This window comes from Marininema mesophilum (assembly GCF_900106775.1).
Taxonomy (GTDB): domain Bacteria; phylum Bacillota; class Bacilli; order Thermoactinomycetales; family DSM-45169; genus Marininema; species Marininema mesophilum.
Map to the genome: position 1 here is coordinate 56340 of NZ_FNNQ01000001.1, position 24033 is coordinate 80372.

At 45.6% G+C, this 24033-nt stretch carries 23 protein-coding genes; 6 read left to right on the forward strand and 17 right to left on the reverse strand.

The window, feature by feature from the left end; genetic code table 11:
- Positions 1–945: 945 nt before the first annotated feature.
- The 4 genes from BLV90_RS00200 to BLV90_RS00215 all read right to left on the reverse strand — a co-directional run bounded on the left by BLV90_RS00200 (position 946) and on the right by BLV90_RS00215 (position 5691).
- Entirely contained in the window at positions 946–2304 is a 1359-nt protein-coding gene (locus BLV90_RS00200; protein ID WP_091734495.1) for a CDP-glycerol glycerophosphotransferase family protein, read from the reverse strand.
- A gap of 87 nt (positions 2305–2391) precedes the next feature.
- The gene (locus BLV90_RS00205) at positions 2392–3156 is read right to left on the reverse strand and encodes an SDR family oxidoreductase (RefSeq protein WP_091734497.1); all 765 of its coding nucleotides are present in this window, start codon (positions 3154–3156) and stop codon (positions 2392–2394) included.
- A 2-nt stretch (positions 3157–3158) separates the two neighbouring features.
- A complete protein-coding gene (locus BLV90_RS00210) occupies positions 3159–3845 on the reverse strand; it encodes an IspD/TarI family cytidylyltransferase (protein ID WP_091734499.1) in 687 nt (228 codons plus the stop codon).
- Positions 3846–4068: 223 nt separating this feature from the next.
- Positions 4069–5691, reverse strand: coding sequence for an alkaline phosphatase D family protein (locus tag BLV90_RS00215; protein ID WP_091734501.1), 1623 nt, complete (start codon positions 5689–5691; stop codon positions 4069–4071).
- Between the two features lie 414 nt (positions 5692–6105).
- Here BLV90_RS00215 and BLV90_RS00225 point away from each other — a divergent pair, with 414 nt between their 5' ends.
- Positions 6106–6672, forward strand: coding sequence for a hypothetical protein (locus BLV90_RS00225; RefSeq protein WP_091734505.1), 567 nt, complete (start codon positions 6106–6108; stop codon positions 6670–6672).
- 87 nt (positions 6673–6759) lie between these two features.
- Here the strand turns inward: BLV90_RS00225 and BLV90_RS00230 are convergent, their stop codons facing one another.
- The 11 genes from BLV90_RS00230 to ylxM form a co-directional block, all read right to left on the reverse strand.
- On the reverse strand, positions 6760–7206 hold the full coding sequence (locus BLV90_RS00230; RefSeq protein ID WP_091734507.1) for a YraN family protein: 447 nt from the start codon (positions 7204–7206) through the stop codon (positions 6760–6762).
- Positions 7158–7928, reverse strand: coding sequence for a ribonuclease HII (locus BLV90_RS00235; RefSeq protein ID WP_091734509.1), 771 nt, complete (start codon positions 7926–7928; stop codon positions 7158–7160). The genes BLV90_RS00230 and BLV90_RS00235 overlap by 49 nt, the downstream gene beginning before the upstream one ends.
- Positions 7897–8796: a ribosome biogenesis GTPase YlqF gene (ylqF, locus tag BLV90_RS00240; RefSeq protein WP_091734511.1), complete on the reverse strand. Its 900-nt coding sequence runs from the start codon at positions 8794–8796 to the stop codon at positions 7897–7899. The genes BLV90_RS00235 and ylqF overlap by 32 nt, the downstream gene beginning before the upstream one ends.
- A gap of 13 nt (positions 8797–8809) precedes the next feature.
- Entirely contained in the window at positions 8810–9361 is a 552-nt protein-coding gene (gene lepB, locus BLV90_RS00245; RefSeq protein ID WP_091734513.1) for a signal peptidase I, read from the reverse strand.
- A 185-nt stretch (positions 9362–9546) separates the two neighbouring features.
- Complete coding sequence (rplS, locus tag BLV90_RS00250) at positions 9547–9891, reverse strand: 50S ribosomal protein L19 (protein WP_091734515.1); 345 nt, start codon at positions 9889–9891, stop codon at positions 9547–9549.
- A gap of 121 nt (positions 9892–10012) precedes the next feature.
- Complete coding sequence (gene trmD / locus BLV90_RS00255; protein WP_091734517.1) at positions 10013–10753, reverse strand: tRNA (guanosine(37)-N1)-methyltransferase TrmD; 741 nt, start codon at positions 10751–10753, stop codon at positions 10013–10015.
- A gap of 15 nt (positions 10754–10768) precedes the next feature.
- Positions 10769–11287, reverse strand: coding sequence for a ribosome maturation factor RimM (rimM, locus tag BLV90_RS00260; protein WP_091734519.1), 519 nt, complete (start codon positions 11285–11287; stop codon positions 10769–10771).
- A 40-nt stretch (positions 11288–11327) separates the two neighbouring features.
- Positions 11328–11555: a KH domain-containing protein gene (locus BLV90_RS00265; protein ID WP_091734521.1), complete on the reverse strand. Its 228-nt coding sequence runs from the start codon at positions 11553–11555 to the stop codon at positions 11328–11330.
- A 43-nt stretch (positions 11556–11598) separates the two neighbouring features.
- Positions 11599–11871: a 30S ribosomal protein S16 gene (gene rpsP, locus BLV90_RS00270; RefSeq protein ID WP_091734524.1), complete on the reverse strand. Its 273-nt coding sequence runs from the start codon at positions 11869–11871 to the stop codon at positions 11599–11601.
- A 37-nt stretch (positions 11872–11908) separates the two neighbouring features.
- Complete coding sequence (gene ffh / locus BLV90_RS00275) at positions 11909–13258, reverse strand: signal recognition particle protein (protein ID WP_091734526.1); 1350 nt, start codon at positions 13256–13258, stop codon at positions 11909–11911.
- Between the two features lie 38 nt (positions 13259–13296).
- Positions 13297–13626, reverse strand: coding sequence for a YlxM family DNA-binding protein (gene ylxM / locus BLV90_RS00280; RefSeq protein ID WP_091734528.1), 330 nt, complete (start codon positions 13624–13626; stop codon positions 13297–13299).
- Positions 13627–13846: 220 nt separating this feature from the next.
- On the opposite strand from ylxM, the gene BLV90_RS00285 reads away from it, so the two are divergent.
- Complete coding sequence (locus BLV90_RS00285; RefSeq protein WP_091734530.1) at positions 13847–15058, forward strand: quaternary amine ABC transporter ATP-binding protein; 1212 nt, start codon at positions 13847–13849, stop codon at positions 15056–15058.
- Entirely contained in the window at positions 15055–16767 is a 1713-nt protein-coding gene (locus tag BLV90_RS00290; protein ID WP_091734532.1) for an ABC transporter permease/substrate binding protein, read from the forward strand. The genes BLV90_RS00285 and BLV90_RS00290 overlap by 4 nt, the downstream gene beginning before the upstream one ends.
- A gap of 53 nt (positions 16768–16820) precedes the next feature.
- Here the strand turns inward: BLV90_RS00290 and BLV90_RS00295 are convergent, their stop codons facing one another.
- Positions 16821–18131: an MDR family MFS transporter gene (locus tag BLV90_RS00295; RefSeq protein WP_091734534.1), complete on the reverse strand. Its 1311-nt coding sequence runs from the start codon at positions 18129–18131 to the stop codon at positions 16821–16823.
- A gap of 104 nt (positions 18132–18235) precedes the next feature.
- Here BLV90_RS00295 and BLV90_RS00300 point away from each other — a divergent pair, with 104 nt between their 5' ends.
- From BLV90_RS00300 to BLV90_RS00310, 3 genes are all read left to right on the forward strand, one after another.
- Positions 18236–20035, forward strand: coding sequence for an ABC transporter substrate-binding protein (locus BLV90_RS00300; protein WP_091734536.1), 1800 nt, complete (start codon positions 18236–18238; stop codon positions 20033–20035).
- 173 nt (positions 20036–20208) lie between these two features.
- Positions 20209–20853 (forward strand): ATP-binding cassette domain-containing protein, encoded by a 645-nt coding sequence (locus BLV90_RS00305; protein WP_177167818.1) that lies wholly within the window; start codon positions 20209–20211, stop codon positions 20851–20853.
- Positions 20850–22820 (forward strand): YhgE/Pip domain-containing protein, encoded by a 1971-nt coding sequence (locus BLV90_RS00310; RefSeq protein WP_091734538.1) that lies wholly within the window; start codon positions 20850–20852, stop codon positions 22818–22820. The genes BLV90_RS00305 and BLV90_RS00310 overlap by 4 nt, the downstream gene beginning before the upstream one ends.
- A 206-nt stretch (positions 22821–23026) precedes the next feature.
- Here BLV90_RS00310 and ftsY read toward each other — a convergent pair whose 3' ends face one another.
- A complete protein-coding gene (ftsY, locus tag BLV90_RS00315) occupies positions 23027–24022 on the reverse strand; it encodes a signal recognition particle-docking protein FtsY (RefSeq protein WP_218142271.1) in 996 nt (331 codons plus the stop codon).
- Positions 24023–24033: the final 11 nt, after the last annotated feature.

Consider the following 24033-nt stretch of genomic DNA (forward strand, 5'->3'; position numbering starts at 1 on the left):
ACATCTATATCTCTCCACTTATCCCTTAGACAACCCCTGGAGAATTTTTGAGATCGGATATACTACAACTTAACTCCGATTTTTACCTGATAACAATTATCATTTTTTTGATAATAGAGTATACTACGATCTCTTGTCTGTCAATAAGTCATTCTATGTTGGATTCTTTTTCCTTCTGCCAATCATGATGTTCCTTTTACAGATTGATGCCGACTGAAAGCCCACTTCTTTCAAGGGTGGGATGAAAGTCGGCGTTGCTCTGCATCCCCTGCTTTTTTGGGGGTGCTAAGCAAGCGCAACACGTTTTGATATAGTGAACGCATGAGCGGTGCTCATCCCGCTGTTCTCACGTACGTCATGGGTGGGGTTCTAGTAGCTAATAACCAACCTCTCCTACTAGGAAAACCATGAGAGTGAGAGCTGGGTCTAACTTAACGTACTGGTAACAGGTACGCCGCCCATGCGGGTACATTTCTAACTGCATGGGACGGGGTGATGGTACACCCCTGAACTTGGGAGTTGCATGAAGCAGAAATGAATTGAGTGCGCTAACTACCCGAGAATCCTATCGGCGCCCGATCAATACTTTAATCCCTCATTGCACTTAAATGACACTCATGTGAGTATAAAAAACCCCTTCTTTTTTGCAACACCCCCTCCAGATTACTTCCAACTAATCAATAAATCTAAGGGGAACTCGTTACGCGAAAAGAAGGGCAATTGTTATCCGTTTTTCAATGTCATACTTTGTGATACACAAACATACGTTATTTTATCTAGCTAGAAAGGGGACAAGCCTAATGAAGATCACTATTATTTATGGCCCCCGTGTGGAAGAAGTAAGACGCAAAGGATCGAATTACTTAAAACGCCTACAACGTTGGGCAAAAGAACATCGGTTAATTCAATAATAATCCAGTAGCCCCGTTTAATTAAGGGGTTTTTTTATGCTGTGAAATGGTGATGGTCCTTTTTGGATGATGAGGATACCGACGCTGTCTTTTTATATTCCAATTTCAAGATATGTTCAAAGATATAAGCAACCTGTTGATCCGTCACTGTTTTTTGGTTCTTTTTCTCATAGAAGATATCGAGAACTTCCTTACGTTCTTCATCATAGGAATCTCGCCCGTTAACCACATCCTCCAAAGCCTCCATGAACGAAGCGAAACTCTCCACTTTTGGACCCGGTGTTACATCATAGTAGTCATGGTACATTTCATTTGATTTTGTGAGGTACTCATCTAGGTCGTAACAATAAAACAGAACAGGACGGTTGAGCAAGAGGTAATCAGTATAACAGCTGGAAAAATCGGTAACCAGTATATCTGTATATTTGAGCAGCATCTGTGGATCGATATTTTCATGACTAATATCCACCACATTTTTGAGACGAGTCGGAACTTGACCTTTACTAAACATATGACGCTTGACTAAAAACTTGTACCCATGAGCTTCACAAAAAGCATCTAGTTCTTTCAAATCCAAAACCCGGTTGATATCCTTATCCAACTTCCCGAAATTGCGATGGGTTGGCATATATGTGATCACTCGGTTTTCCTTGATAAAAGAAGGAACCGCCTCATCCTCCTCCGTTTCATGGAAAAACACATCGTTACGTGCTTGACCCAATTGAAGGATGTTTTCTTTCTTAACTAAATACGTTTCAGGGTAATATGAGGAGACGACGTCACTAGTGGAAATCACATAGCTGATAGACGCATTTTGCGTGCGCACGACAAAGGAATGCAACCAACGTTTGATAGGATTTTTCTCGTGTAAAGCTTTGTAGGTATACGTTTTTTGGTTCGCACCCCATACTTTTTTCAGGCCCACTCCGTGCCAAGTATTGATAGAAGTCGCCCCACCCAGTAGATATCGATTAAAATCATCATGGATTGAATGGGAATGAATAAACGTTTTTGCTCGTAGTTGAAAATAAATACCTTTCAAGGAGTGAACCGAATAGCATTCCATTCCTTCTTGATTCATCTGCTTGACTGCTATTGGATTCTTCAACACCCAAACACAATGAATACGATCATCTTGTTTCGCCTTAAGGTAAAGATACTTTGTATTCCCACGAAAACCTTGCCCAGCTTCCGCCCCAAAAACTACAAACTTTGGATCACGGGGAATAAGCCGCGCCACATGATAAATGCAGACACCAATAAAGCGCCGTACAAACACCTTCGTCCCGTTAATAATTCTTTTTATTGTTGACCGAAAAACACCGATCAGGATAACCGATAAAAGTATGGTTTGTAAAAGTGCCATTTTCTCAACAAAAGTCCAATCCGACAATGCATCTTCTTCCTCTCTTAATAAGGTTGTTAACTGCAAATTCCCCGCCAGTAGCGGGGAATGATCCAGCTGTATATCGAACTGCCGTTAAGCCGTAACGGACTGATCTTGTAGTTGCTCAGCAGCAACTAGTTTCACTTGTTTCTCGTAATAGTTTGGCTGTTGACGGATAATCATATTTTGACCATCAAGACATAGCCCATGATCGGCTAGTAAGCTATGTACCACATCCGCCACATCTTCCGGTTGCATGATCTTCGATTGATCCTCATCGGGGGCCAATGTCCGGCGGAGATCCGTCGCGCAACGACCTGGAGAGACACAGTAAACTTTAATTCCGTACTCCGCCAATTCATCGGATAACGTATTGGACATACTGATCAAAGCGGCCTTTGAAGAAGCGTAAGCAATCCACCCTGGACGAGAGCTCATCCCTGCAGTTGAAGCAACGTTCAAAATTTTCCCACCCGTTTTTTTCATCCATTTTACAACTTCCCGGGTAATCACGAACACCGATTGAACATTGACTTGATACGTGGTTTCCCAATTCTCTAAGGTGGTCTCTAAGAGAGATTTTGGTTCAGCATAGCCTGCTACATTGAGCAAAAAGTGGATGCCACCGTAACGGTTTCCTGTTTCTTTGACGATTTCCTCGATTCGTTCTCCCTGGGTAAGATCGACTGGGTAGATCTCAACATTTTTCTCTGAGTTCATCAACCTTTTTGTCTCTTTTAATTCATTTTCATCCCGTGCCAGCAACACGAGATTCTGGATATCATCCCTTTCACTAAGCCGGATAGCGATAGCTCGTCCAATTCCACGGCTCGCACCACTAATCATACATGTTTTCATCTCTATACTCCCCCTAAGATATAATCCTTGTATATGATTTCTCCGATTTGCTGATCGATCGGCTTCGTAATCTTAATGTTGTACTCGGTTCCTTCCAATACTGCAATATTTTCTTTGTGGTAATGGAAAAAGAGACTCGCGTCTTCTGTAAAGCCACGTTGTTCTTTAGCCGCCTTTTGATGCGCTTCGCTTAGCTTTGCAGTATCAAATTTTTGTGGTAATTGAATATTAATCAGTCGATTACGATCCAGCGTTTTCTCAATCCATGCTTCCCCTTCCAACACCGTAAAAGGGATATCTGTCCCATATGTAGCATTGATGGCTTCACTCTGGATCAATCTCTCAAACTCTTCCTTACGGACAAGCGGACGTACAGCTTCATGTATGAGTACACTTGGATGGCTAACATTAGCCAACCCTTTCATCACCGACTGCTGACGTGTAGCTCCACCTTCGATGACTTGAATCCGCTTAGAAAACTGATGGGTACGAATGAGTTCCTCTGTCCGTTCAATGTGCGCCTGCGGCGAAGGAATAATAATTTCATCAACTGCGTTCATTTGATCGATCTTTTCTAAGACATGAACGATCATGGGCTTACCGCCGATTGGTAGAAACTGCTTTGGAACCGTCGCTTTCATACGCGTTCCAATACCACCAGACAACAAAATCATACTTAAGCGCTTCATAGTTCTCCTACCTATTCTTTTATTTTTTCCTAGGGGCTAGCTCTCTGCTACAACTCATGAAATACCCCCCCATGTAGTTATTCGCAGAAAGGGTTAATTTTGTTGTCGTTTTTTGTTGTTTTAAAATTATTTCCAATAAAAATTTGCTATGCACAGTTAACTTTATACCATAAACAAATCCGCCGCAACTGGAGCGGCGGATTTGTTTATGGTAATTTTTCTTCTATCCACGCTGGATTCCTGGCCGTCCATTTTCCACAACAAATGTTTCCCGAGTAACAATAGGGGCACCTGGTTTACTGACATATGGAAGTATACGATAATCAGTTCGCCAATTTTTGGGTGTAATATGACAACGAACATAACCACGCTGACCATTGAAAAAATGAACATGGTCATTTTGTGAAAGCTCTCGTGAGAAATGAGGTTTTATATCAAAACCATCGCCTTCAGAAGTGATTGAGGTTCCTACAAATTCACTACCGACTACGGGTGAACCTGGATTATTAAAGTCCGCCTTCAGATCACATGCCCAGTTGGAGTGTACGTCTCCTGTTAAGATGATGGGATTAGCATCTTTTAATTCTGCAAAATGCTTCAATAGCCGCTTCTGAGAAGCTGTATAGCCATCCCATGCATCCATGTTTCTCATGTGAGACTGTCCATCCCTATGATCTAAGCGGGAGAAGAATACCTGTTGTGCAAGCACATTCCAATGGGCTTTTGATTGATAGAGCCCCTTCACTAACCAGTTTTCCTGTGCTTTACCCAGCATCGTACGATGAGAGTCTGACGCTTCCTCACTTATTCTATTCCATTTCGTCCCATTTACTTGGTCATCACGATATTGGCGTGTATCCAACATATTAAATTCGGCTAGATTCCCATAGGTAAACCGACGATAGATTCGCATCTGAGGACCGTGTGGAAGAAGTGAAAGCCGCATCGGCATGTATTCATAATACGCTTGATAGGCAGCAGCTTTGCGACGCAAAAAAGCAGTGGGCGATTGGTTTTTTTCAGGATGAGAGCCTGCATAATTATTGTCTACCTCATGGTCATCCCAAACGGCAATCCACGGGAAAGCCGCATGGGCTGCTTGCAAATCAGGATCTTTTCGGTACTGAGCATATCGGTTCCGATATTCCGATAAGCTTTTTACCTCTTGGCTCTCATGACGGCGCACATTTCCACTATTAGCCACATATTTTCCAGCACCATATTCATAGATATAGTCTCCGAGATGAAATACCACATCGAGATCCTCTTGAGCCATGTGTCGATAGGCAGTATAGTAGCCATGCTCATATTGTTGACAAGACGCAAAAGCCAAACTCATATCACTGATGGAAGATCCTTTAAGAGGAGTCGTCTTTGTCCTTCCGACAGCACTTATATCTGAACCTGACTTAAAACGATAGAAATACTCTCTTCCTGGTTTTAGTCCACGAACATCCACATGAACAGAATGACCCAGTTTCGCTTGAGCTGTGGCTGCACCACTCCGAACAACACTTCGAAAATGCTCATCATGAGCTACTTCCCATCGTACCGGTAAATCGTAAGTAGCCATCACGCCTCCCTTTAATGAATCTGTTGCTAGCCGTGTCCAGAGGATACATCCATCGGAAAGAGGATCTCCAGAGGCTACCCCTAAACGGAAGGGATGGGAAAGATACCTCGGCGCTGCCTCTATCCGTGTTCCTGACAACGGATTCGTAATCGTCCACACCAAAGCTAGCAGGGCTCCTTTGCCAATTGCTTTAAGAAAGCCACGCCGATCTACCTCCGCCGAGGGGATCCATCTTTCTATTGAAGCTAGCAACCGATCTCGCTCATCATCCACGAGGCCACCCCTTCTCTATTTTCAACGGTTCCGTTTTCTAATCAGGCCACCATATTAGTTTGATCGCCACTCCCATCTGCCATACGTAAAAATAAGTAGAAAGAAAAAAACCGCCCGTAGGCGGTTATTGTTGATGCTTCATTCATATAGAGCTCCCACTGCTAAAGCAGTGAGAGTGTCAAATCCCACCACAGAAGCCAAGAGTTTTACGGCGCTCTCTAAGGGGCTACTATATTTTCTAACCCTCGCAGATCACACCATTATTAGGATAGAGAACCCTTTAATTACTATTTATCAGGTAGAGAATCAGATTCTCCTATATTGAAAGAGAATACTTTATGGGAATCATCTTGGTTCACTCCGCCTAGTCAAGTATAATAGAAGTTAGAAGGTCGCTAAGGGGGACGGTTATGTATGTTCTCATGGATGAAGCGCTTCTTCGATACGGCGATGGAGCCTGCTCACATGGAAGAACCTGAACGGTTGCACAAAGAAATCGACCGTTTAAAACGAGAAAACAATGAATTACGACTGCAACAAAAGTTGAAAAAGAGTAAGAAGAATGTGGAAGTGGCACCTCGCAAGATACATATCGAGTTTTTTCTCTATGACGCCGCACACCAAGATGAAAGCGCGTATTCTGAATCAGATATCCATCGATATCCCATGATGGGTTTTACCATCCATTTTTTAGAGGATGGTACTTGTCCCGAGTGGCTCTCCTACCTACTTAAAGGGCTTGAAGAGAGTTTACGAGGGATGAAAGTAGGTTCCCACCGCGTGGAGGAACCTAACTTATATAGTCAATTTGTAGATCTAAAGTTGTATCCCCATATCGAAGTGAAAAAGAGCATTTACCTTGTCTTTCAGCAATTGCATCAGTGGCAAATCAATGGGAAAGATCTTGTCTCTTTCCGAGTTCATATTGGTGGCGAAGATCTCTACCAAGAACTATTGAATACCCACCTGGAAGCTGTCTAAACGAAAAAACACCCTATGGGTGTTTTTTCGTTTCCTATAACGATCATACTCACTCTAATCCCACACGGGTGTATTAGATTAACCCTATCAAAAAGCGCCCTCAAAATGATCCACCTGAACCGCTTCTTCTGTCGGCCCTAGCAAGATGGAGATCACATCGAGTCGCACCAGGTGATGATCAAGGTGCTTTTGACGCAAATATTGGGTGGCCAATCGGCGAACTTGCTGTTGTTTTTTCCGATCCACAGATTGAAAGCCATAGCCATAACGATGACTCCGCGTAGTTCGCACCTCAACAACGATGATCCAACCATCCTGCTCCGCGATAATATCCAACTCACCTAGTCGGGTACGCCAATTCGTTTCGCGAATCCGCCAACCCTTCTCTTCCAAATAACGCCGGGCAATCTTTTCACCGAGAAAACCTGTCTCTTTTCGTTGATCCCGATCCACTTTTCTCACCGTCCAGTGTGGATGATCCTCCTCTATACCCGGTCTCCGACAGGAGCAAAACTTCTGCGATGTATCGCACATGGCCCCCACTTGTCCAATGCGACTAAATGCTCCGCTGTACAATATCCCATATGACGATCAAATCCATACTCCGGAAATTCCTCAGCCGCCTTCATCATCCACTCATCTCGAACCGTCTTCGCGATAATCGAAGCTGCGGCGATAGAGTGACTCATTCCATCCCCTTTAATAATTCCTCTCTGGGGGCAGGGTGGCTCTGGGATTTCCACAGCATCGAGAAGCAAGAAATCCGGCTTCATCTCTAAGGATTGTAAAGCTTGGCGCATCGCTAAATAAGTCGCCTGTAGAATATTGATCTCATCAATCCGTTGATGATCCACAATACTAACCCCCACCGCTATCGCCTCCTGCTCAATTCGAGTACGTAGGGTTTGGCGCGATTCAGGGCTTAACTTCTTGGAGTCATCTAGGCCTGATACATCGAAATTTTCCGGCAATATAACCGCCGCAGCCGTGACGGGCCCTGCGAGCGGCCCTCTGCCTGCTTCATCAAGGCCTGCGATCATGCGATAACCCATTTGCCAATATGTACGTTCAAAGTTCCATAACTTCTCCATCCGCTCCTTCTCTTTGCGGATACGATCTTGTTTTTTCAGATAAGCCTTGGCTCGATTTTGCACCCCTGTACGAGTGTCCAATAAACAATCTTCTACCCAGCGAGAATCTACCTCTTCATTTTTTAAACGTTGTTCAATCTCGCGAATCGTCCCCGTCACTTTCATCCACTTCAACCTCCCAATCAGAAGGACGTTCCAAGGAGACTCGTCCTAAGCGGCCAGAACGTAGATCTTTGACGACGATATCCGCCGCTTTATCATAATCGATCTCACCGCCCCGTCGCATACAACCCCGATGGCGTCCCACTTCTTCAAGTAAAGCGAGGCCTTCCATCGACTCGGGTTCTTCTATCTTATATCGCTCACGAAGGAGCTCAGGGTACCTTTCGCCCAAGTAATTGAGTAAATAGAGTCCCACTTCATCGACTGGAAGGATATCCTCTCGAATCGCCCCACTTGCTGCCAGACGAAAGCCTACGATCTGATCTTCAAATTTCGGCCAGAGAATCCCTGGGGTATCCAAGAGTTCCATACCATCTCCCACTTTAATCCATTGTTGTGTGCGAGTCACACCTGGACGGTCTCCTGTTTTAGCGATACTTCGCCCGGCTACGCGGTTAATGAGAGCTGATTTCCCTACATTGGGAACACCAACAACCATGGCCCGAATCCGCTCACTTTTAATCCCTTTTCTATCTCGACTTGCAAGTTTCTCCTTTAACAATTCTCTGCTGATTAATGGAATTTTTTTAATCCCTTCTCCTGAAAGCGTATCGATAGGAAGCACCTTAATATGGTGTGCGCGAAAATGATCACCCCACTCCTTTGTTACTTTGGGATCAGCAAGGTCGCTCTTGGTAAGTAAAATCACGCGTAATTTCTCACCGAGCACTTCATCGATCATCGGATTACCGCTAGCCATCGGGAGCCTTGCATCAAGCAATTCAAAAACAAGGTCCACTTGTTTAACCTTCTCCTCAACTTGACGGCGAGCTTTTGCCATATGTCCAGGAAACCATTGAATGGTACTCATCTCATCACCCTTTTCACCACAAAAACGAGTAATTTTTGATCGGCCAAAAGATTACATCGGCTCGCCCGATTACTTTATCCATCGAAATCGGCCCCAACTCCCTGCTATCTTTGGAATTACTCCGATTATCTCCCATAGCATAAATATGGTTAGCCGGTACCTTCACTGGTCCAAAATCTTCTGTTCGATTTCCCTGATCCACATAGGGTTCATCAATGCTTTTCCCATTTACCCGAACAACATTATTTTGGGCGGACACCACATCACCAGGTAATCCGATCACTCGTTTAATATAATCTTTCTTTTCAGGAGCTTCAAAGACAACCACATCATTAACCTTTATATCACTGATTCGATAGATCAGTTTATTAACAACAACCTTGTCTTTATCATGCACTGTTGACATCATCGAAGATCCAGAAACACTGAAAGGCGAAAAAACCAACTCACGGATGATCAAAGCCAACACCACAGCGATGGCAAGTGCTTGAAGCCATTCCCATGCCTCATCACTTCCCCGCTGCTGCCTTCCATGTTTCTCCGAACGGGGGACAAACTCACTCATGATGCTCCTCCTGACTATCGCATACCGTACCCCCCGCACCAAGAAGAGTCCTCATGGCGATAGTAGATACGGAAGCGAGTATTGACCTCATCCAGGAGCGGGGGATGAGGTCAATACTCCCTCATTAATCAGACTACTCTATACAACTCATAAAAGGGCTTGAGAATTCAAGCCCTTTTAGAAAATTAATGGATTTCTTTGATTCGTGCCGCTTTCCCACGACGTTCGCGTAGGTAGTACAGTTTCGCACGACGGACTTTACCACGACGGGCAACTTCCAGTTTGTCAATCCGAGGGGAATGAAGCGGAAACGTCCGTTCTACTCCTACCCCATAGGAGATCTTCCGAACCGTAAAGGTTTCAGAGATACCGCCACCACGGCGCTTAATCACAACTCCTTCGAAGAGCTGGATCCGTTCACGGCTACCTTCGACAACTTTCACGTGTACTTTTACAGTGTCACCAGCACGAAAGAGAGGAATTTCCTTACGCAACTGTTGCTCACCCAATTCACGTACAACCGGATTCATGTAGTTTCCCTCCTTTCAAAAGTTAGTTCAACTAGATCCGTTGGCTTATAAAGCACAAAACCCATTTTAACACAGGATTGTGATCAAGAACAATTGGAGACCTTACTGGCAGGATGCCTTCTTACGAAGGCTCTTCCTCCAACAATTTCGCGAGAAAAGCGCGGTCTGCCTTCGTCAAATCAGCGGTTTCCAATAAGTCAGGACGGCGATGAAATGTACGCCGTAGCGACTCATGTCGACGCCACTCTTCGATTTGACGATGATGACCTGAAAGAAGCACATCCGGGATCTTCAACCCGCGGAAATCCGCAGGACGGGTATACTGGGGATATTCCAACAGACCTGTCGAAAAAGAATCCTCATCTGCTGACGATTCGTTCCCAAGCACTCCAGGTAACAAGCGGCTAATGCTATCGATCATCACCATCGCAGGTAACTCGCCTCCTGTGAGAACATAGTCACCAAGGGAGATCTCTTCATCCACCAAATGTTCCCTCACTCGCTCGTCAAATCCTTCATAGTGGCCACAGAGCATTATCAACTGAGAGGCTGTGGATAGCTCCTCTGCTTTATGCTGAGTGAAGGGCTCGCCTTGAGGGCTCATCATCAACACGCGAGGTGACTCTGTCTGATCCCGCTTCAGGTCCTCCACCGCCTGGAACAATGGTTCAGGTTTCAGCACCATCCCGCCACCACCACCGTAGGGCGTATCGTCAACGGTTCGGTGTTTATCCGTCGTATAATCACGGAAATTAATAGCGGAAGCTGTAATCAAACCTTTGGCAATCGCTCGCTTCATAATGCTGGAGGAAAAAAATCCTGTAAACATCTCTGGGAAAAGCGTCAAAACATCAAAACGCAACTACCTTCACCTCGATCACCCAAGCCCCTCCATCCACTGGATGGTCACACGCTTCGTGGTTACATCCACATCCTTCACCACATCATCGATGTAGGGAATAAGGAGCTCTTTTCCTTTTGGACTGCGTACGACCCAGACATCGTTTGCTCCAGGTTGCAGGATGTTGGTAATGGTACCGAGGTACTCTCCCTCCGTCGTCACCACTTCACAACCGATGATCTCAAAGTGGTAGAAACCATCTTCTTCCTCAACTCCTTGAGAACGATCCACCATCAGCGTCCCCCCCTTGAAAGGCTCCGCCGCAGTAAGATCTGGCCATTCTTGAAAACGGATCAAGTACCATTTCTGATGAGTACGGACGCTTTCCACGGTAAGGACCAGATTCTCCTTGAGCTGAGGGTGGGAGAGCATCAGTTTTGCTTTGGGCACAAAACGGAGTTCGGGGTAGTCCGTACGAGAGACCACGCGAACTTCACCACGGACCCCATGGGTGCCGGCGATGTGGCCGACGGTCAACCAGTCCGGTTCAGACATGGACCGGCCTCCTTTCATGGGTTTCGCCGCAGTCGCCGCGTCAGACGATCTCCACCATGACGCGTTTTTTCTCCTTGACCGCAGCTGCTCCGACTACCGTTCGTAAAGCTTTGGCAATCCGTCCCTGCTTACCGATCACCTTCCCCATATCCTCAGGAGCGACAGAGAGGATGTATACCACTCTCTCCTCCTCTTCACGCGCTCTGATACGGATCTGGTCCGGATGATCCACCAACGCTTTGGCGATCGCTTCGATCAGTTGTTGCAAAGGGATTCCCCCCTTATGTCCACTTCATAGGAACAAAGGAACTTTACTTCTGGTTTTTTGCTTCATGGATTGTTTTCAAGATACCTTCTTTACGGAACAAGTTTTTCACCGTATCAGACGGCTGTGCACCATCAGAGAGCCATTGAATTGCTTTCTCTGCATTGATTTTCACTTGGGCCGGCTGAGTTAGCGGATTGTAGTACCCGATCTCTTCGATGAAACGACCATCACGAGGGGCACGGGAATCAGCTACAACAACACGGTAGAAAGGAGCTTTCTTCGCACCCATACGTTTCAAGCGGATTTTCACTGCCATTTAGAACTTCACCTCCTCTACAGGGTAAACCAATTTTCTACTGCATAAACGGGAACTTAAAGCGTCCCATTCCTTTTTTCTTCTTGCCCTTGGTCATGGAAGAAAACTGCTTCATCATCTTCTTCATGTCCATAAACTGCTTGATCAGGCGATTCACATCCTGGACTGTCGTGCCACTGCCCGCTGCCAATCGCTTGCGACGACTTGCATTGATAATATCAGGGCTTTGTTTCTCCTCCCGAGTCATCGAGCGAACAATCGCCTCTACTTTGCCCAGTTGCTTTTCATCCACTTGCATATTTTTGAGCCCTTTCATCTGTCCCGTCCCCGGCATCATACCGAGGAGTTCATCTAAGGAGCCCATATTTTTCACTTGTTCCAACTGGGTGAGAAAATCATCAAAGGTAAATTCCTGGGTGCGCATCTTGCGCTCTAACTCCCGGGCCTTTTCCTGATCCACGTTCGCTTGAGCTTTTTCGATCAGGGTGAGGACATCCCCCATGCCGAGGATTCGCGATGCCATCCGTTCAGGATGGAAAGGCTCGAGGGCGTCTACCTTCTCACCCATCCCAGCAAATTTTACAGGACAGTTCGTCACTGACTTCACCGAAAGAGCTGCCCCGCCTCGGGTATCTCCATCCAACTTGGTGAGCACAACGCCTGTCAAATTCATCTCTCGGTTAAAGTTCTCAGCAACATTGACTGCATCTTGCCCAGTCATCGCATCAACGACGAGCAACACTTCATCCGGTTGAACCCGTTCGCGAATCGCCTTCAACTCATCCATCATCGTTTCATCAACATGCAAACGGCCCGCAGTATCCACAATCACTACATCGTGACCTTCTTCTTTGGCTTGAGCAACACCTTGTTCTGCGATTTTCACCGGATCTTCTTTATCACCAAGGGAAAACACCGGAATCTCGATGCTCTCTCCCAACACCTCTAGTTGCCGGATTGCAGCGGGTCGGTAGACATCCCCTGCTACAAGAAACGGGCGCTTATGTTGCTTTTGTAGATGATGAGCCAGCTTACCACTGGTTGTCGTCTTCCCCGCCCCCTGCAACCCAACCATCATAATGACTGATGGCTTGGAGTCGAGCGAAAGCTTCGCTTGCGTGCCTCCCATTAATTGGGTCAGTTCCTCATTAACTACTTTGATTACCTGTTGGCCAGGGGTGAGACTTGTTAGCACTTCCTGGCCGACGGCTCGCTCGCTCACCCGGGAAACGAACTCCTTCACCACTTTGAAGTTAACATCAGCTTCGAGAAGAGCAAGGCGTACCTCACGCATCACTGCCTTAACGTCAGCTTCGTTCACTTTCCCTTTACCGCGCAGTTTTTTTAGCGCAGATTGCAGGCGTTCGGACAATCCTTCAAATGCCATTGTGCCGCCTCCCTGATCCTCAGGTTCTTACAATTGTCTTAATCGAGATTTAATAACTCCTGCACCATACTTCTCACATTCTTACCTTCAGGAGAATCCTTCGTCTCGGTTATAATCCGGTCAGCAATCTCCCTCCGCTGAAGATGACGACGGAGAAGCTGTAATGCTTCTTCCCACTCTTCCAAGGCTCCCTGTGCACGCTTCAATCCTTCAAAGACGGCTTGGCGCGAAATTCCTAGATGATCGGCAATTTCACCCATCGACCAATCTTCATGAAAATAAAATTCTAGAATTTGTTGTTGTTTCTTGGTGAGAAGTGGAGAATAGAAATCATACAGTAGGTTGACGCGGGTCGTTTTCTCTAACACCGTAAGAACACCTCGCATCCCTCTGTCAAGGTATAACACTTTACACGCTAATCATCTTATCAAGTGGGTATATGGTTGTCAAGGTATTTTACTTGATACAGACCAGGATTGGATTCTGTTTCTTATTTCCGTTATACTTTACCAAGTTCCATCCACTCTGTATCAAAAAATAGCGATACATAATAGGGGATAAGGAACTTACTTGAAAAGGGGGATTGCAATGAAAAAAGTAGAAGTCCGGGACCTAACCAAGATTTTCGGTAGATCCCCCTCAAAAGCACAGAAGCTGTTAGATGAGGGGAAAAGTAAGCAAGACATCCACCGAGAAACTGGGATGACCGTCGGCGTGAACCGTGCCAACTTCCACGTCGAAACAGGCGAAGTTTTTGTGATCATGGGGCTCTCTGGTAGCGGAAAGTCAACATTGGTTCGTTTATTGAACCGGTTAATTAATCCAACCAGTGGTTCCATTCTTATTGATGAGGAAGATGTCGTTAAAATGAGCGCAGAAGAATTGCGCCGTATGCGCCGAAATAAGATGGGAATGGTATTTCAGAAGTTTGCTTTATTTCCCCACCGTACTGTACAAGAAAATGTAGAATATGGATTAGAAATTCAAGGGATTGCACGTCAAGAACGTGCAGAAAAAGCATTGCAGTCCTTAAAGCTAGTGGGGCTAGGTAGCTATTCTGAAAGCTTCCCTGATCAACTTTCAGGGGGTATGCAACAGCGTGTAGGCTTAGCGCGTGCCCTAGCAAACGATCCAGACATCCTTTTGATGGACGAAGCTTTTAGCGCCTTGGACCCTTTAATTCGTAAAGATATGCAAGACGAGCTGCTAGAACTACAAGCCAATATGAAAAAAACGGTTATCTTCATCACCCACGACTTGGACGAAGCGCTTCGTATCGGTGACCGGATCGCACTGATGAAAGATGGCTCTATTGTACAAGTGGGTACACCCGAAGAAATCTTGACCAATCCGGCCAACGCCTATGTGGAACGGTTCGTCGAAGACGTGAATCTAACCAAAGTGCTTACGGCTAGTTCCATCATGAAAAGATCAGAAGTACTCGTCCTAGGCAAAGACGGTCCTCGTGTGGCTTTAAAACGAATGCGTGAAAAGGGAACTTCCACCTTGATGGTCGTCGGTCGTGACCGTAAATTTCTCGGGATTCTCACTGCTGAAGAAGCAAAAAAAGCTTTAGATGCTAAGGAAGAAGCATCGGCGCTGGAGAAGTCTCTTATTACTGATGTGGTAACGGCCTCAGAGGATACGCCTGTCAGCGAACTACTACAACAAATGGCCGAGAAGCAGTTTGCCCAACCGGCAGTTGTCACCGATGAACAAGGTAAATTACGTGGAGTGGTTGTTCGTGGGTCGATCTTTGCTGCTCTTGCTGGAAATGGAAATGGAGTGAGCACCCAATGATTCTGCCTAAAAAAATCCCACTGGATCAATGGATAAATGCGATTGTGAAGTGGTTACAGGACAACCTTACACCCCTGTTTACTTTCATATCAGGGATTATCGAACCTACAGTTAACTTTTTCCAATCCGTATTGACTACACCACCTACGTTGGTAGCAATCCTTGCCCTCAGCGTCCTCGTCTGGCTAATCACTCGTCTACGTATCGGGATCTACACGCTGGTCGGCTTGTCATTGATTGAGTCATTAGGATATTGGAACGAAAGTGCAGAAACGATCGCCTTGGTTCTTACAGCGACAGCGATCTCTATCATCATCGGACTTCCCCTGGGGATCATCGCTACACGGAGCCGCGGAGCACAGAATGTCATCATGCCCTTTTTGGATTTCATGCAGACCATGCCTGCCTTTGTTTACCTGATTCCTGCAGTATTCTTCTTTTCTCTTGGGACAGTACCAGGCATCATCGCCTCGGTGATCTTCGCGATGCCACCAACGATTCGCCTAACCAATTTAGGGATCAGACAAGTGGACAGTGAATTGATTGAAGCGGCGGATGCCTTTGGTGCTACCTCGATTCAGAAATTATTTAAAGTACAACTTCCCTTAGCGAAGACTACGATTATGGCTGGAATTAACCAGACCATTATGCTCTCTCTTTCCATGGTCGTCGTCGCTTCGATGATCGGCGCTGGTGGATTAGGAACCATCGTGCTACGGGCCATCACTCGCCTTGAAGTAGGCGTCGGGTTTGAAGGCGGTCTTTGTATCGTTGTTATTGCAATTCTTCTGGATCGTATTACTCAAAGCCTCGCCTCTGAGAAACCCGTCACCAAGGTTGCTTCAATAGGCTGGTTTAGAAATCACTGGCGGGGAGCGGTCGCATCAATTTTGGCCCTTTCGTTACTAGTATTTCCTGTTACATATCAACCAGAATCCGCTAAAAAGACGGTTACACTCACCTATGTAAACTGGGATTCAGAAGTTGCCAGTTCCAATGTTTTAAAAGCCGCCCTTGAGCAGGCAGGCTTTAATGTGAAGCTATTGGAAGTAGATCTTGGGCCGATGTTTGCAGGGGTAGCTAGCGGAGCAGCGGATGGGACCGTAGCTGCTTGGTTACCTGTTCAACATCAGTTGTATGTGGATAAGTATAAAAGTCAAATCAAAGACCTCGGCCCTAACCTTGAGGGCACCACTTTAGGGCTTGTCGTTCCTTCCTATGTGAAAGCCAACTCGGTTTCTGATATGAAGGGAAGCGAAGGCCAATTCAAAAAAGAAATCATCGGTATTGAAGCAGGCTCCGATATGATGAAGCAGACAGAAAAACTGATCAAGGATTATAAACTGGATATGAAGCTAGTAGAAAGTTCCAGTGCAGCGATGGCCGCTACTTTAGAGAAGGCCTATAAAGCGAAAAAACCCGTTGTTGTCGTTGGATGGAAACCTCACTGGATGTTTGCCAAGATGAAGCTTAAATTCCTCAAAGACCCGAGAAACGAATTTGGTCAAAAAGAGAAGGTTCACACCATCGTAAATAAAGACCTACAATCCAACAATCCAAAAGCTTACAAGATTATGAACCAGTTTAACTGGGAACCTAAGGATATGGAGAAGGTGATGCTCGATATCCGCAATGGTGATTCACCCTCTAAGGCTGCCAAGAACTGGATTAAAGCGAACCCAGAAAAAGTCAAGGAATGGATGAAGTAAATCCATAGGAAGATAAAAGACCTGTCGTAAATGACAGGTCTTTATTATTGCCTCTACCCATTCGAGGATAGTACACGGCTCCCTTTTGTTCTGCTCATATTCTTCTTTAAGCTTTCCTGTTGTCTTACCTGACGGAGCTTAGTCAACACACTCATAAACAAAACGAACCCCGTCAAACACACGGCAACATAAATCATCGCCATTCCCCATGAAGGAATTACTGCTCCTAAAGTAATCCCCATCGCCCCAGCCATCTTTCCCCCTTGATGGGATAGATTTCGTACGGCCATATAACTCCCCCGTAGATTCTCTTGGGCTAAATCAGCCATTAATGTCTGTTGAACAGGGACATAAGCTAGCTCTCCAAAGGTAAAAGCCAATACTGCTATTAGTAATATAATAAGATCATTCGACACCGTAAGCACCGCATAACCCACTGTATAGCTAAGAATACCAAGGGTAAGCACTCGCTGATCCCCATACCTCTTTAGCAAACGGGAGACCCAAACCGCTCCTAAGATAACCAGCACGGTATTTTCTAAACGAATCCAACTTCCCATCATCAAACCATCTAGTTGAAATGAGAACCATCCATCCCATGATAACTTTTGCACCTCAAATTCATTGCTAATCCGAATCGCTATATAGTTGACCGTTTGACATTCCACTGCATATAGACAAAGGCCAGCGAGCAATACACGGACAAAGGGTTTATCTGCCCATACTTTTCGATAAGAGTATAGGAAGCTCCAACCCACCGTAAGTTTCTTCTCTCGTTTCTCTCGCTGGAGTGGAATCGTCTCTTTTACTTTGACCATTAACAATATCAATGTAAATAAGGAGATTCCTGTTAAACTGAGAAAGAGCTCAAACTTATGCGTATTAAATAAGAGTCCACCGATTAATGAGCCAAGCGCTATCGATAAGTTAATCGCCCAGTAATTGATGGTGTACAACAGCCGCCGATTTTCTGGGGTGCTTACATCAATCAGCATCGCTTCCGCTACTGGATTCATCATCCCCGATGAAATCCCATGAAGCATCATCATCACAAAGGTGAACCATGGGGAGAACCACCAGGGTGAATTGGCTAAGGCCATCCCTATAAAAGCGATCAGCATAAGGCTTTCTGCTATAACCATCATTTTTTTACGACCGATTAGATCTCCCAAGTGGCCACCCACAAAACCAGCTACCATAGCCACTCCCACATTGCTGAGGACGAGGAGACCAGCAAGAGTGGCTCCCATCACATCTGCAAAGTAAATCGCCATAAATGGAAACACCATCGTCCCCACAATCCGTGTCAAAAAAGAAGTCATGATACGAATGCGAATATTGGGGTGAAAGTTACGAAGTAACATCTCGATCGCCTCCTCTTTCTACTTACCATTATCAGGAGGGAAAAGAGGAACAAAAAGAGAAGTTATCGAAAAGTTATTTCATCTTTTATTTTCGGAGGCACTACATGAAGGTAACTGAACATTATCTCACCATCCGTCTGGCTCATCTAGAGGCGGAAACTCACGTTGAAGTAAAAACATCTCTCAAGAAAATTGTCCAGGTGCTTAACTGTACAAGGCGGAATGCCCAGGGGGTCTTAAACAAGCTAGAAGAACGGGAATGGATTCGTTGGAAGCCTGGAAGGGGCCGAGGAAATCATTCACAACTTACTTTTTTACGCCCGCTAACTACCGTTGTAGAGTCTTACATCGAAGAGCAGTTCGAGCATGGCCGATTCGAAGAAGCGATGACTTTTCTCAATACATTCACCCTACCGCCTCATGCACGTACAGCACTTACCGCTAAACTTGGACAGCGTTTTGGCTTTCAAACAGGGGGCTCTACCATGGGAAATCGGCACATTTTACGAATTCCCCGCTATCGTGGATTTGCAACGATGGATCCTGTTCAAGTTTACACAGCATCAGAATGCCACTTTGTTCGGCAAATGTATGATACCTTGCTCCGCTATCACCCTGCTCGTAAACGAGTGCTTCCCCATCTGGCCCTTGGTTGGGATACCAAGGACGATATGAAGTGGACATTCTATCTACGCAAGGGAGTCCGATTTCATCATGGCCGTTCTCTCATAGCAGAGGATGTTGCCCATACCTTTCAACGTCTTATCGACCCGCAAATTAGCGTTCTCTCTTGGTTGAGCCGCTACCTAGAAAATGTGATCGTCCTGGATCCACATACCGTACAGTTTCAATTCAACAGACCCATCCCATTTTTCCCGAGGATCCTGTGCGCAGTTAATACCGCTATCACTCCCTATGATGTAGACATCTTAACAAAGGCAATCGGCACTGGTCCCTTTGTCATGCGCACTCTTACTGAACAAAAGCTGATTTTAGTAGCCTTCGAGGATTATTTTAATGGGCGAGCTTGGCTCGATCAGGTAGAAATCCTCCGAGTTCCGAAGGAGATCCATCACACACTTAACTATCAAATGGTCACAGCAGAAACCCAGTACACTGAGGAGGATATCGAACAAGAGTCAGAGACAATCAAACGATTTCGAAAAAACTCCACTCAAATGCTGATTTTCCACACCAATCTTCCGGGCCCTCAACAAGATCGCTCGTTCCGAAAAGCCATCCGACTTGCGCTAGATCGACATGCGATGGTTCGAGCGCTTGGTGCGAATCGCCTTTCTCCTGCTAATAGCTTTTTTCCCGACCGGAGTGATCCGTCATTCATTCCTTCAGGTACCCTAGCAGAGGCAAAAGAAGCTTTAGCCAAAAGTACATATCAAGGAGAGAAACTCACTCTGATCTACCACTACCCTTCCCAAGAACAATGGGAGGACATAAGATGGATTCAACAACGATGTGCTCAGATCGGTGTAGCCATTGAATTACTTCATAAACCACTGGAAACATTTAATCTTGGAAACGTTCAACAAAAAAAAGTGATCGATCAAGGGCATATGTTTATCGTCGATGAAGTATTGGATCAAGAACCGGAAATGAGCCTGTTAATGTTCCTAGCCATTTCAACCCTTTTACACCAACTTCTTGACTCCGAAAAAAAGGAAATAGCCAGTCATTATATTGACCGATTCATTATGGGGAAAACCTCCGCAGAGCGAATGGCTATTTGGGGCGAAATAGAAGACTGGTTTCACCGTGATCACCTGTTTCTCTTTCAATATCACCTCAATCGAGAAGCGACCTATCCTAGCTCCTTGCAAAAGGTTCGCATGGAATCTTTTGGATGGATTGATTTTCGTAAACTATGGGTGAAACCACGTTCACTCTAATCCAAATGAAAGCTATTTTTTCATTCCCATTTTCGTTATTGGAACAGGAGTACCCACGAGGATCCTCGTGGGTACTCCTGTTCCATGGTATAGCTCCCGATCCTGTGATGCATGGATTCCTCTCCAAGACTCATACTGAAAGAAAGGTAGACCCGACTGTCGGAGGGATTGCTATGGAGCAGCTTGTATTACGTCAATTTAGCATTGTCAAAAAAGAAAAAAGCTCCTCTTTTCAAGCCATCGATGCTATTTGGAAAAGAAGTAGCTCTGTCGCACTATATGGGCCATCCGGTACAGGACGTACAAGCTGGTTACTTGCACTAGGAGGTCTTATGGCACCTACCCATGGTGAAGTCTTGCTCGAAGGAAAAGGTGGGACCCGCCCGCCTAAAGCTCGTGACATCGGAATTGGACCTATTCGTGACCTGATCCCCCTTTTTCCTACACTCACCATCGAAGAACATATCAAGATGCAAATTCGCCTTTTTCGTGCTGGATCCATCCAGAAACGCACCGATCAGCTTTTACAGGATTGGCAACTTTCTCATGTAAGCCATCAACGGGTGAAAGATGTGGATCGCCATCTGCAAACGAGAGTAGGCATCGCCGTTGCGATTGCCCATCATCCTTACATACTTCTGCTCGATGATCCCGAAGAAGGCATGACAGGAAGTGAGTGGAGACACCCTTGGGGGGATTTAATGAGAGAAATCCAGCAACACTCTCTATTGTTGATTACCACAACCATGCGCGATGATACGGTATCCAACTGTGATTATATGCTCGATTTCTCTCAAACAACGGAGGCCTTCCAATGACCCCATGGACGATCACTCAAACAGAATGGCGACGCGTATATCGCAATAAGATCGCCCGCCTTGGCCTGATCGCTGTCATCCTAATTCCACTGTTATATAGTGGGCTTTATCTGTATGCCTTTTGGGATCCCTACGGTTCACTAGAACGCCTCCCTGTCGCCCTCGTCAACGATGATGAAGGAGGAACAAAAGATGGGGAAACCATTCACTACGGAAAAGATTTTGTAAAGAGCATAAAAAAGGATGTCGATCTTGAATGGCACGAAACGAATAATGAGACAGCAATACGGGGTGTAAAGGGGGGGGATTATTACTTAGTTGTACGCGTCCCCCCCAACTTCACCAAGGATATCCTCTCAGTAGAAGGGGACAACCCACGTTCTGCTCAACTCCTCTTCACTCTTAACGAAGGAAAAAACTACATCACCACGCAAATATCTCGCCGATTAGAAGCGCAAATTCGGGAAGAAGTAAGTAACCAATTTACGCGTGAATATGTCCAAAACCTCCTTAACATCGTGGGGAAATCAAGAGGAGGAATCAACGAAGCAGCTCAAGCCGCTGAAAAACTTGCCGATGGAGCGGAAAATTTGGATCAAGGGATTCAACGATTAAAAACGGGGACGAACGAAGCTGCATCCGCGGCCAAACAATTAGCAGAAGCTGCCGGTCAAATGGAAACAGGAATCCATAAACTGTCCCAAGGTTTGACCCAATTGGACCAGGAAGTATCGGGGATTACCAAAAAAGCTCAAAATGCAAAAGCACTCATTCGTGGCTCCAAAGAGGCACGTGATTTACAACAACTTCGCGCCCAGCTCTCCACGATCCAGCAGAAATTTTCTCAACTTCGCTCCCAAGAAGAAAAGATCCGTAACAACCTTGAATCCCTTTCGCAAAATAATCCCCAACTAGAATCAGATCCTTCTTATCAAGAGGCCATGGATCAAATGCAAAAATGGGAGACAGCTTCTTCCTCCATCGAAGACCCTCTAAATCAGGTAGGAAAACTCCTTCCTCAATTATTATCGGGTGATATGAATCCTTTGACGATAGCTACACAAATTAAGAAATTGACCACTTCCATCCATCTCTTAGCACAGGGAGCACAAAAACTAGAAAAAGGAGCTACTCAATTAAACAAGGGTGCGAAACAACTCTCCTCAGGAATGAGTAAACTCGTCTCGGGGATGAATGAATTATCAAATGGGGCAAAAAAATTATCCTCTGGTAACCGTTTGTTAGCTAAAAAACTTTCTCAGGCTGTTGCCAACGCAAAGGCTCCATCAGATAAACTGGCACCCGTCTTCTCGGAGCCCGTAAAGACAAAGGAGAAACGCCTTTTTCCAATTAAGCAATATGGGACAGGGCTTGCTCCCTACTTCCTACCTTTATCCCTTTGGGTAGGGAGCCTCATGATTTTTTTCATCATCCCCCATCAAGATACGCGTTGGAAGCTAGTTCCTCATCCACCCGCGTTCACTGCAGTAGGTAAGTATCTCTCTATTTTACCAATCGGTCTGTTACAGGCGATCATCACAGGGACAGTCATCCATCTGGGGCTTGGCCTTCCCTTGCGCTCCACTTTCGCCTTTTATGCTTATCTTATTTTAATTGCATGGATGTCCGCTTCCATCATTGGTTTTTTATTAACCGTATGTGGTAGTGGCCCTGGACGTTTGCTGGCTGTCATCGTGTTGATCCTGCAGCTGATCTCCAGTGGTGGCACCTTTCCCATCGAACTAACACCGGGGCCCATCCAAATTATCCACCCTTTTTTACCCATGACCTATGGCGTAAATGGCTTACGTGATGTGATTGCATTGGACAACCCCACTGGTATCCGGAATTCCTTTCTCGTACTCGTCGCCTTCTGGCTAGCTACACTCATAGGATGGATTTCCCTGCAACGAAAACAATTCTCCCCCAAGGATCTAAACAAACCGGATCGCTTAGAATCCTCATAACCAATTGAATGGGCCCTAACCGCCACCAGAGATAAGTATAGCCATCTGTTTATTTTTAGACTGCTTCACATTGAACTAGCCAGAAAGATACTACGTTCTACCATAAAAAAAGGAACTAGGATCCATCTATGGAAGGGCCATCCTTCTGTATAGAGTGAGTAAAAAATGAGTAGCTGGGTTTTACACCAGCTACTCATTTGTTTTAATTAATGCATTGCTTCTTCTTTTTCGATCACATTCGCGAACAAAGCATGTACAAATTGATCAGCGGCGAAGGGTTGTAGATCGTCCATTTTCTCGCCTAGCCCGATCCATTTCACAGGAGTAGCCAGTTCACGGCGAATCGCAATCGCGATCCCACCCTTAGCTGTGCCATCCATCTTCGTTAATACGATCCCACTTAATCCTGTGGCATCATTGAAAATCTTCGCTTGCTGTAAGGCGTTTTGACCTGTAGTTGCGTCTAAGACCAATAACGTTTCATGTGGAGCTCCAGGTATCTCTCGTTGAATCACCCGATGTACTTTTGCAAGCTCTTGCATCAGATTTACTTTATTTTGCAATCGGCCAGCAGTGTCACAGAGAAGTACATCGCCTCCTCGCGCTTTTGCCGCTTGTATTCCATCGAAAATGACCGCCGCAGGATCAGACCCTGCTTGATGGCGAATGACATCTACCTCGACCCGTTCCCCCCATACCTGAAGCTGTTCGATGGCTCCAGCACGGAAGGTATCACCAGCCGCTAAGAGTACTTTTTTCCCTTGCTGTTTATAGTGATGTGCCAGCTTCCCAATAGTAGTTGTTTTACCAACGCCGTTTACACCTACCATCAGAACAACCGTCAATTCTCCCTCTTGGATATTCATCTCTGAGGAGGAGCCATCTCCATCCCCTTTCAAGATGTCCGCTAGGATCTCTGACATGAGAGGTTGCAGCTCAGCTGGCTCTTTAATCCGTCGCTCCTTCACTTCTTTTTGCAAACGCTCCACAATTTCTAACGTAGTGTTAACTCCAACATCTGCACTAATCAACACATCCTCTAGTTCTTCATACATCTCTTCATCAATTTTGCTACGCATAAAGACCGTATCCATCGCTCCAGCAAGGGAGGCACTTGTTTTCGATAGCCCCGTCTTAAACTTTTGTGTTACGGATCCCGTCGTTTTGGAGACGCTCTCCTTTAAGCGTTTGAAAAAACTCATTTTACTTTCCT

Bases quoted from the DNA above. Each gene is read 5' to 3' on its own strand.
- BLV90_RS00205 (WP_091734497.1), bottom strand. From the start codon at position 3,156: ATGAAAACATGTATGATTAGTGGTGCGAGCCGTGGAATTGGACGAGCT.
- BLV90_RS00210 (WP_091734499.1), bottom strand. From the start codon at position 3,845: ATGAAGCGCTTAAGTATGATTTTGTTGTCTGGTGGTATTGGAACGCGT.
- BLV90_RS00225 (WP_091734505.1), top strand. From the start codon at position 6,106: ATGTTCTCATGGATGAAGCGCTTCTTCGATACGGCGATGGAGCCTGCT.
- BLV90_RS00230 (WP_091734507.1), bottom strand. From the start codon at position 7,206: ATGTGCGATACATCGCAGAAGTTTTGCTCCTGTCGGAGACCGGGTATA.
- BLV90_RS00235 (WP_091734509.1), bottom strand. From the start codon at position 7,928: ATGAAAGTGACGGGGACGATTCGCGAGATTGAACAACGTTTAAAAAAT.
- ylqF (WP_091734511.1), bottom strand. From the start codon at position 8,796: ATGAGTACCATTCAATGGTTTCCTGGACATATGGCAAAAGCTCGCCGT.
- lepB (WP_091734513.1), bottom strand. From the start codon at position 9,361: ATGAGTGAGTTTGTCCCCCGTTCGGAGAAACATGGAAGGCAGCAGCGG.
- rplS (WP_091734515.1), bottom strand. From the start codon at position 9,891: ATGAATCCGGTTGTACGTGAATTGGGTGAGCAACAGTTGCGTAAGGAA.
- rimM (WP_091734519.1), bottom strand. From the start codon at position 11,287: ATGTCTGAACCGGACTGGTTGACCGTCGGCCACATCGCCGGCACCCAT.
- rpsP (WP_091734524.1), bottom strand. From the start codon at position 11,871: ATGGCAGTGAAAATCCGCTTGAAACGTATGGGTGCGAAGAAAGCTCCT.
- ffh (WP_091734526.1), bottom strand. From the start codon at position 13,258: ATGGCATTTGAAGGATTGTCCGAACGCCTGCAATCTGCGCTAAAAAAA.
- BLV90_RS00285 (WP_091734530.1), top strand. From the start codon at position 13,847: ATGAAAAAAGTAGAAGTCCGGGACCTAACCAAGATTTTCGGTAGATCC.
- BLV90_RS00290 (WP_091734532.1), top strand. From the start codon at position 15,055: ATGATTCTGCCTAAAAAAATCCCACTGGATCAATGGATAAATGCGATT.
- BLV90_RS00295 (WP_091734534.1), bottom strand. From the start codon at position 18,131: ATGTTACTTCGTAACTTTCACCCCAATATTCGCATTCGTATCATGACT.
- BLV90_RS00300 (WP_091734536.1), top strand. From the start codon at position 18,236: ATGAAGGTAACTGAACATTATCTCACCATCCGTCTGGCTCATCTAGAG.
- BLV90_RS00305 (WP_177167818.1), top strand. From the start codon at position 20,209: ATGGAGCAGCTTGTATTACGTCAATTTAGCATTGTCAAAAAAGAAAAA.
- BLV90_RS00310 (WP_091734538.1), top strand. From the start codon at position 20,850: ATGACCCCATGGACGATCACTCAAACAGAATGGCGACGCGTATATCGC.
- ftsY (WP_218142271.1), bottom strand. From the start codon at position 24,022: ATGAGTTTTTTCAAACGCTTAAAGGAGAGCGTCTCCAAAACGACGGGA.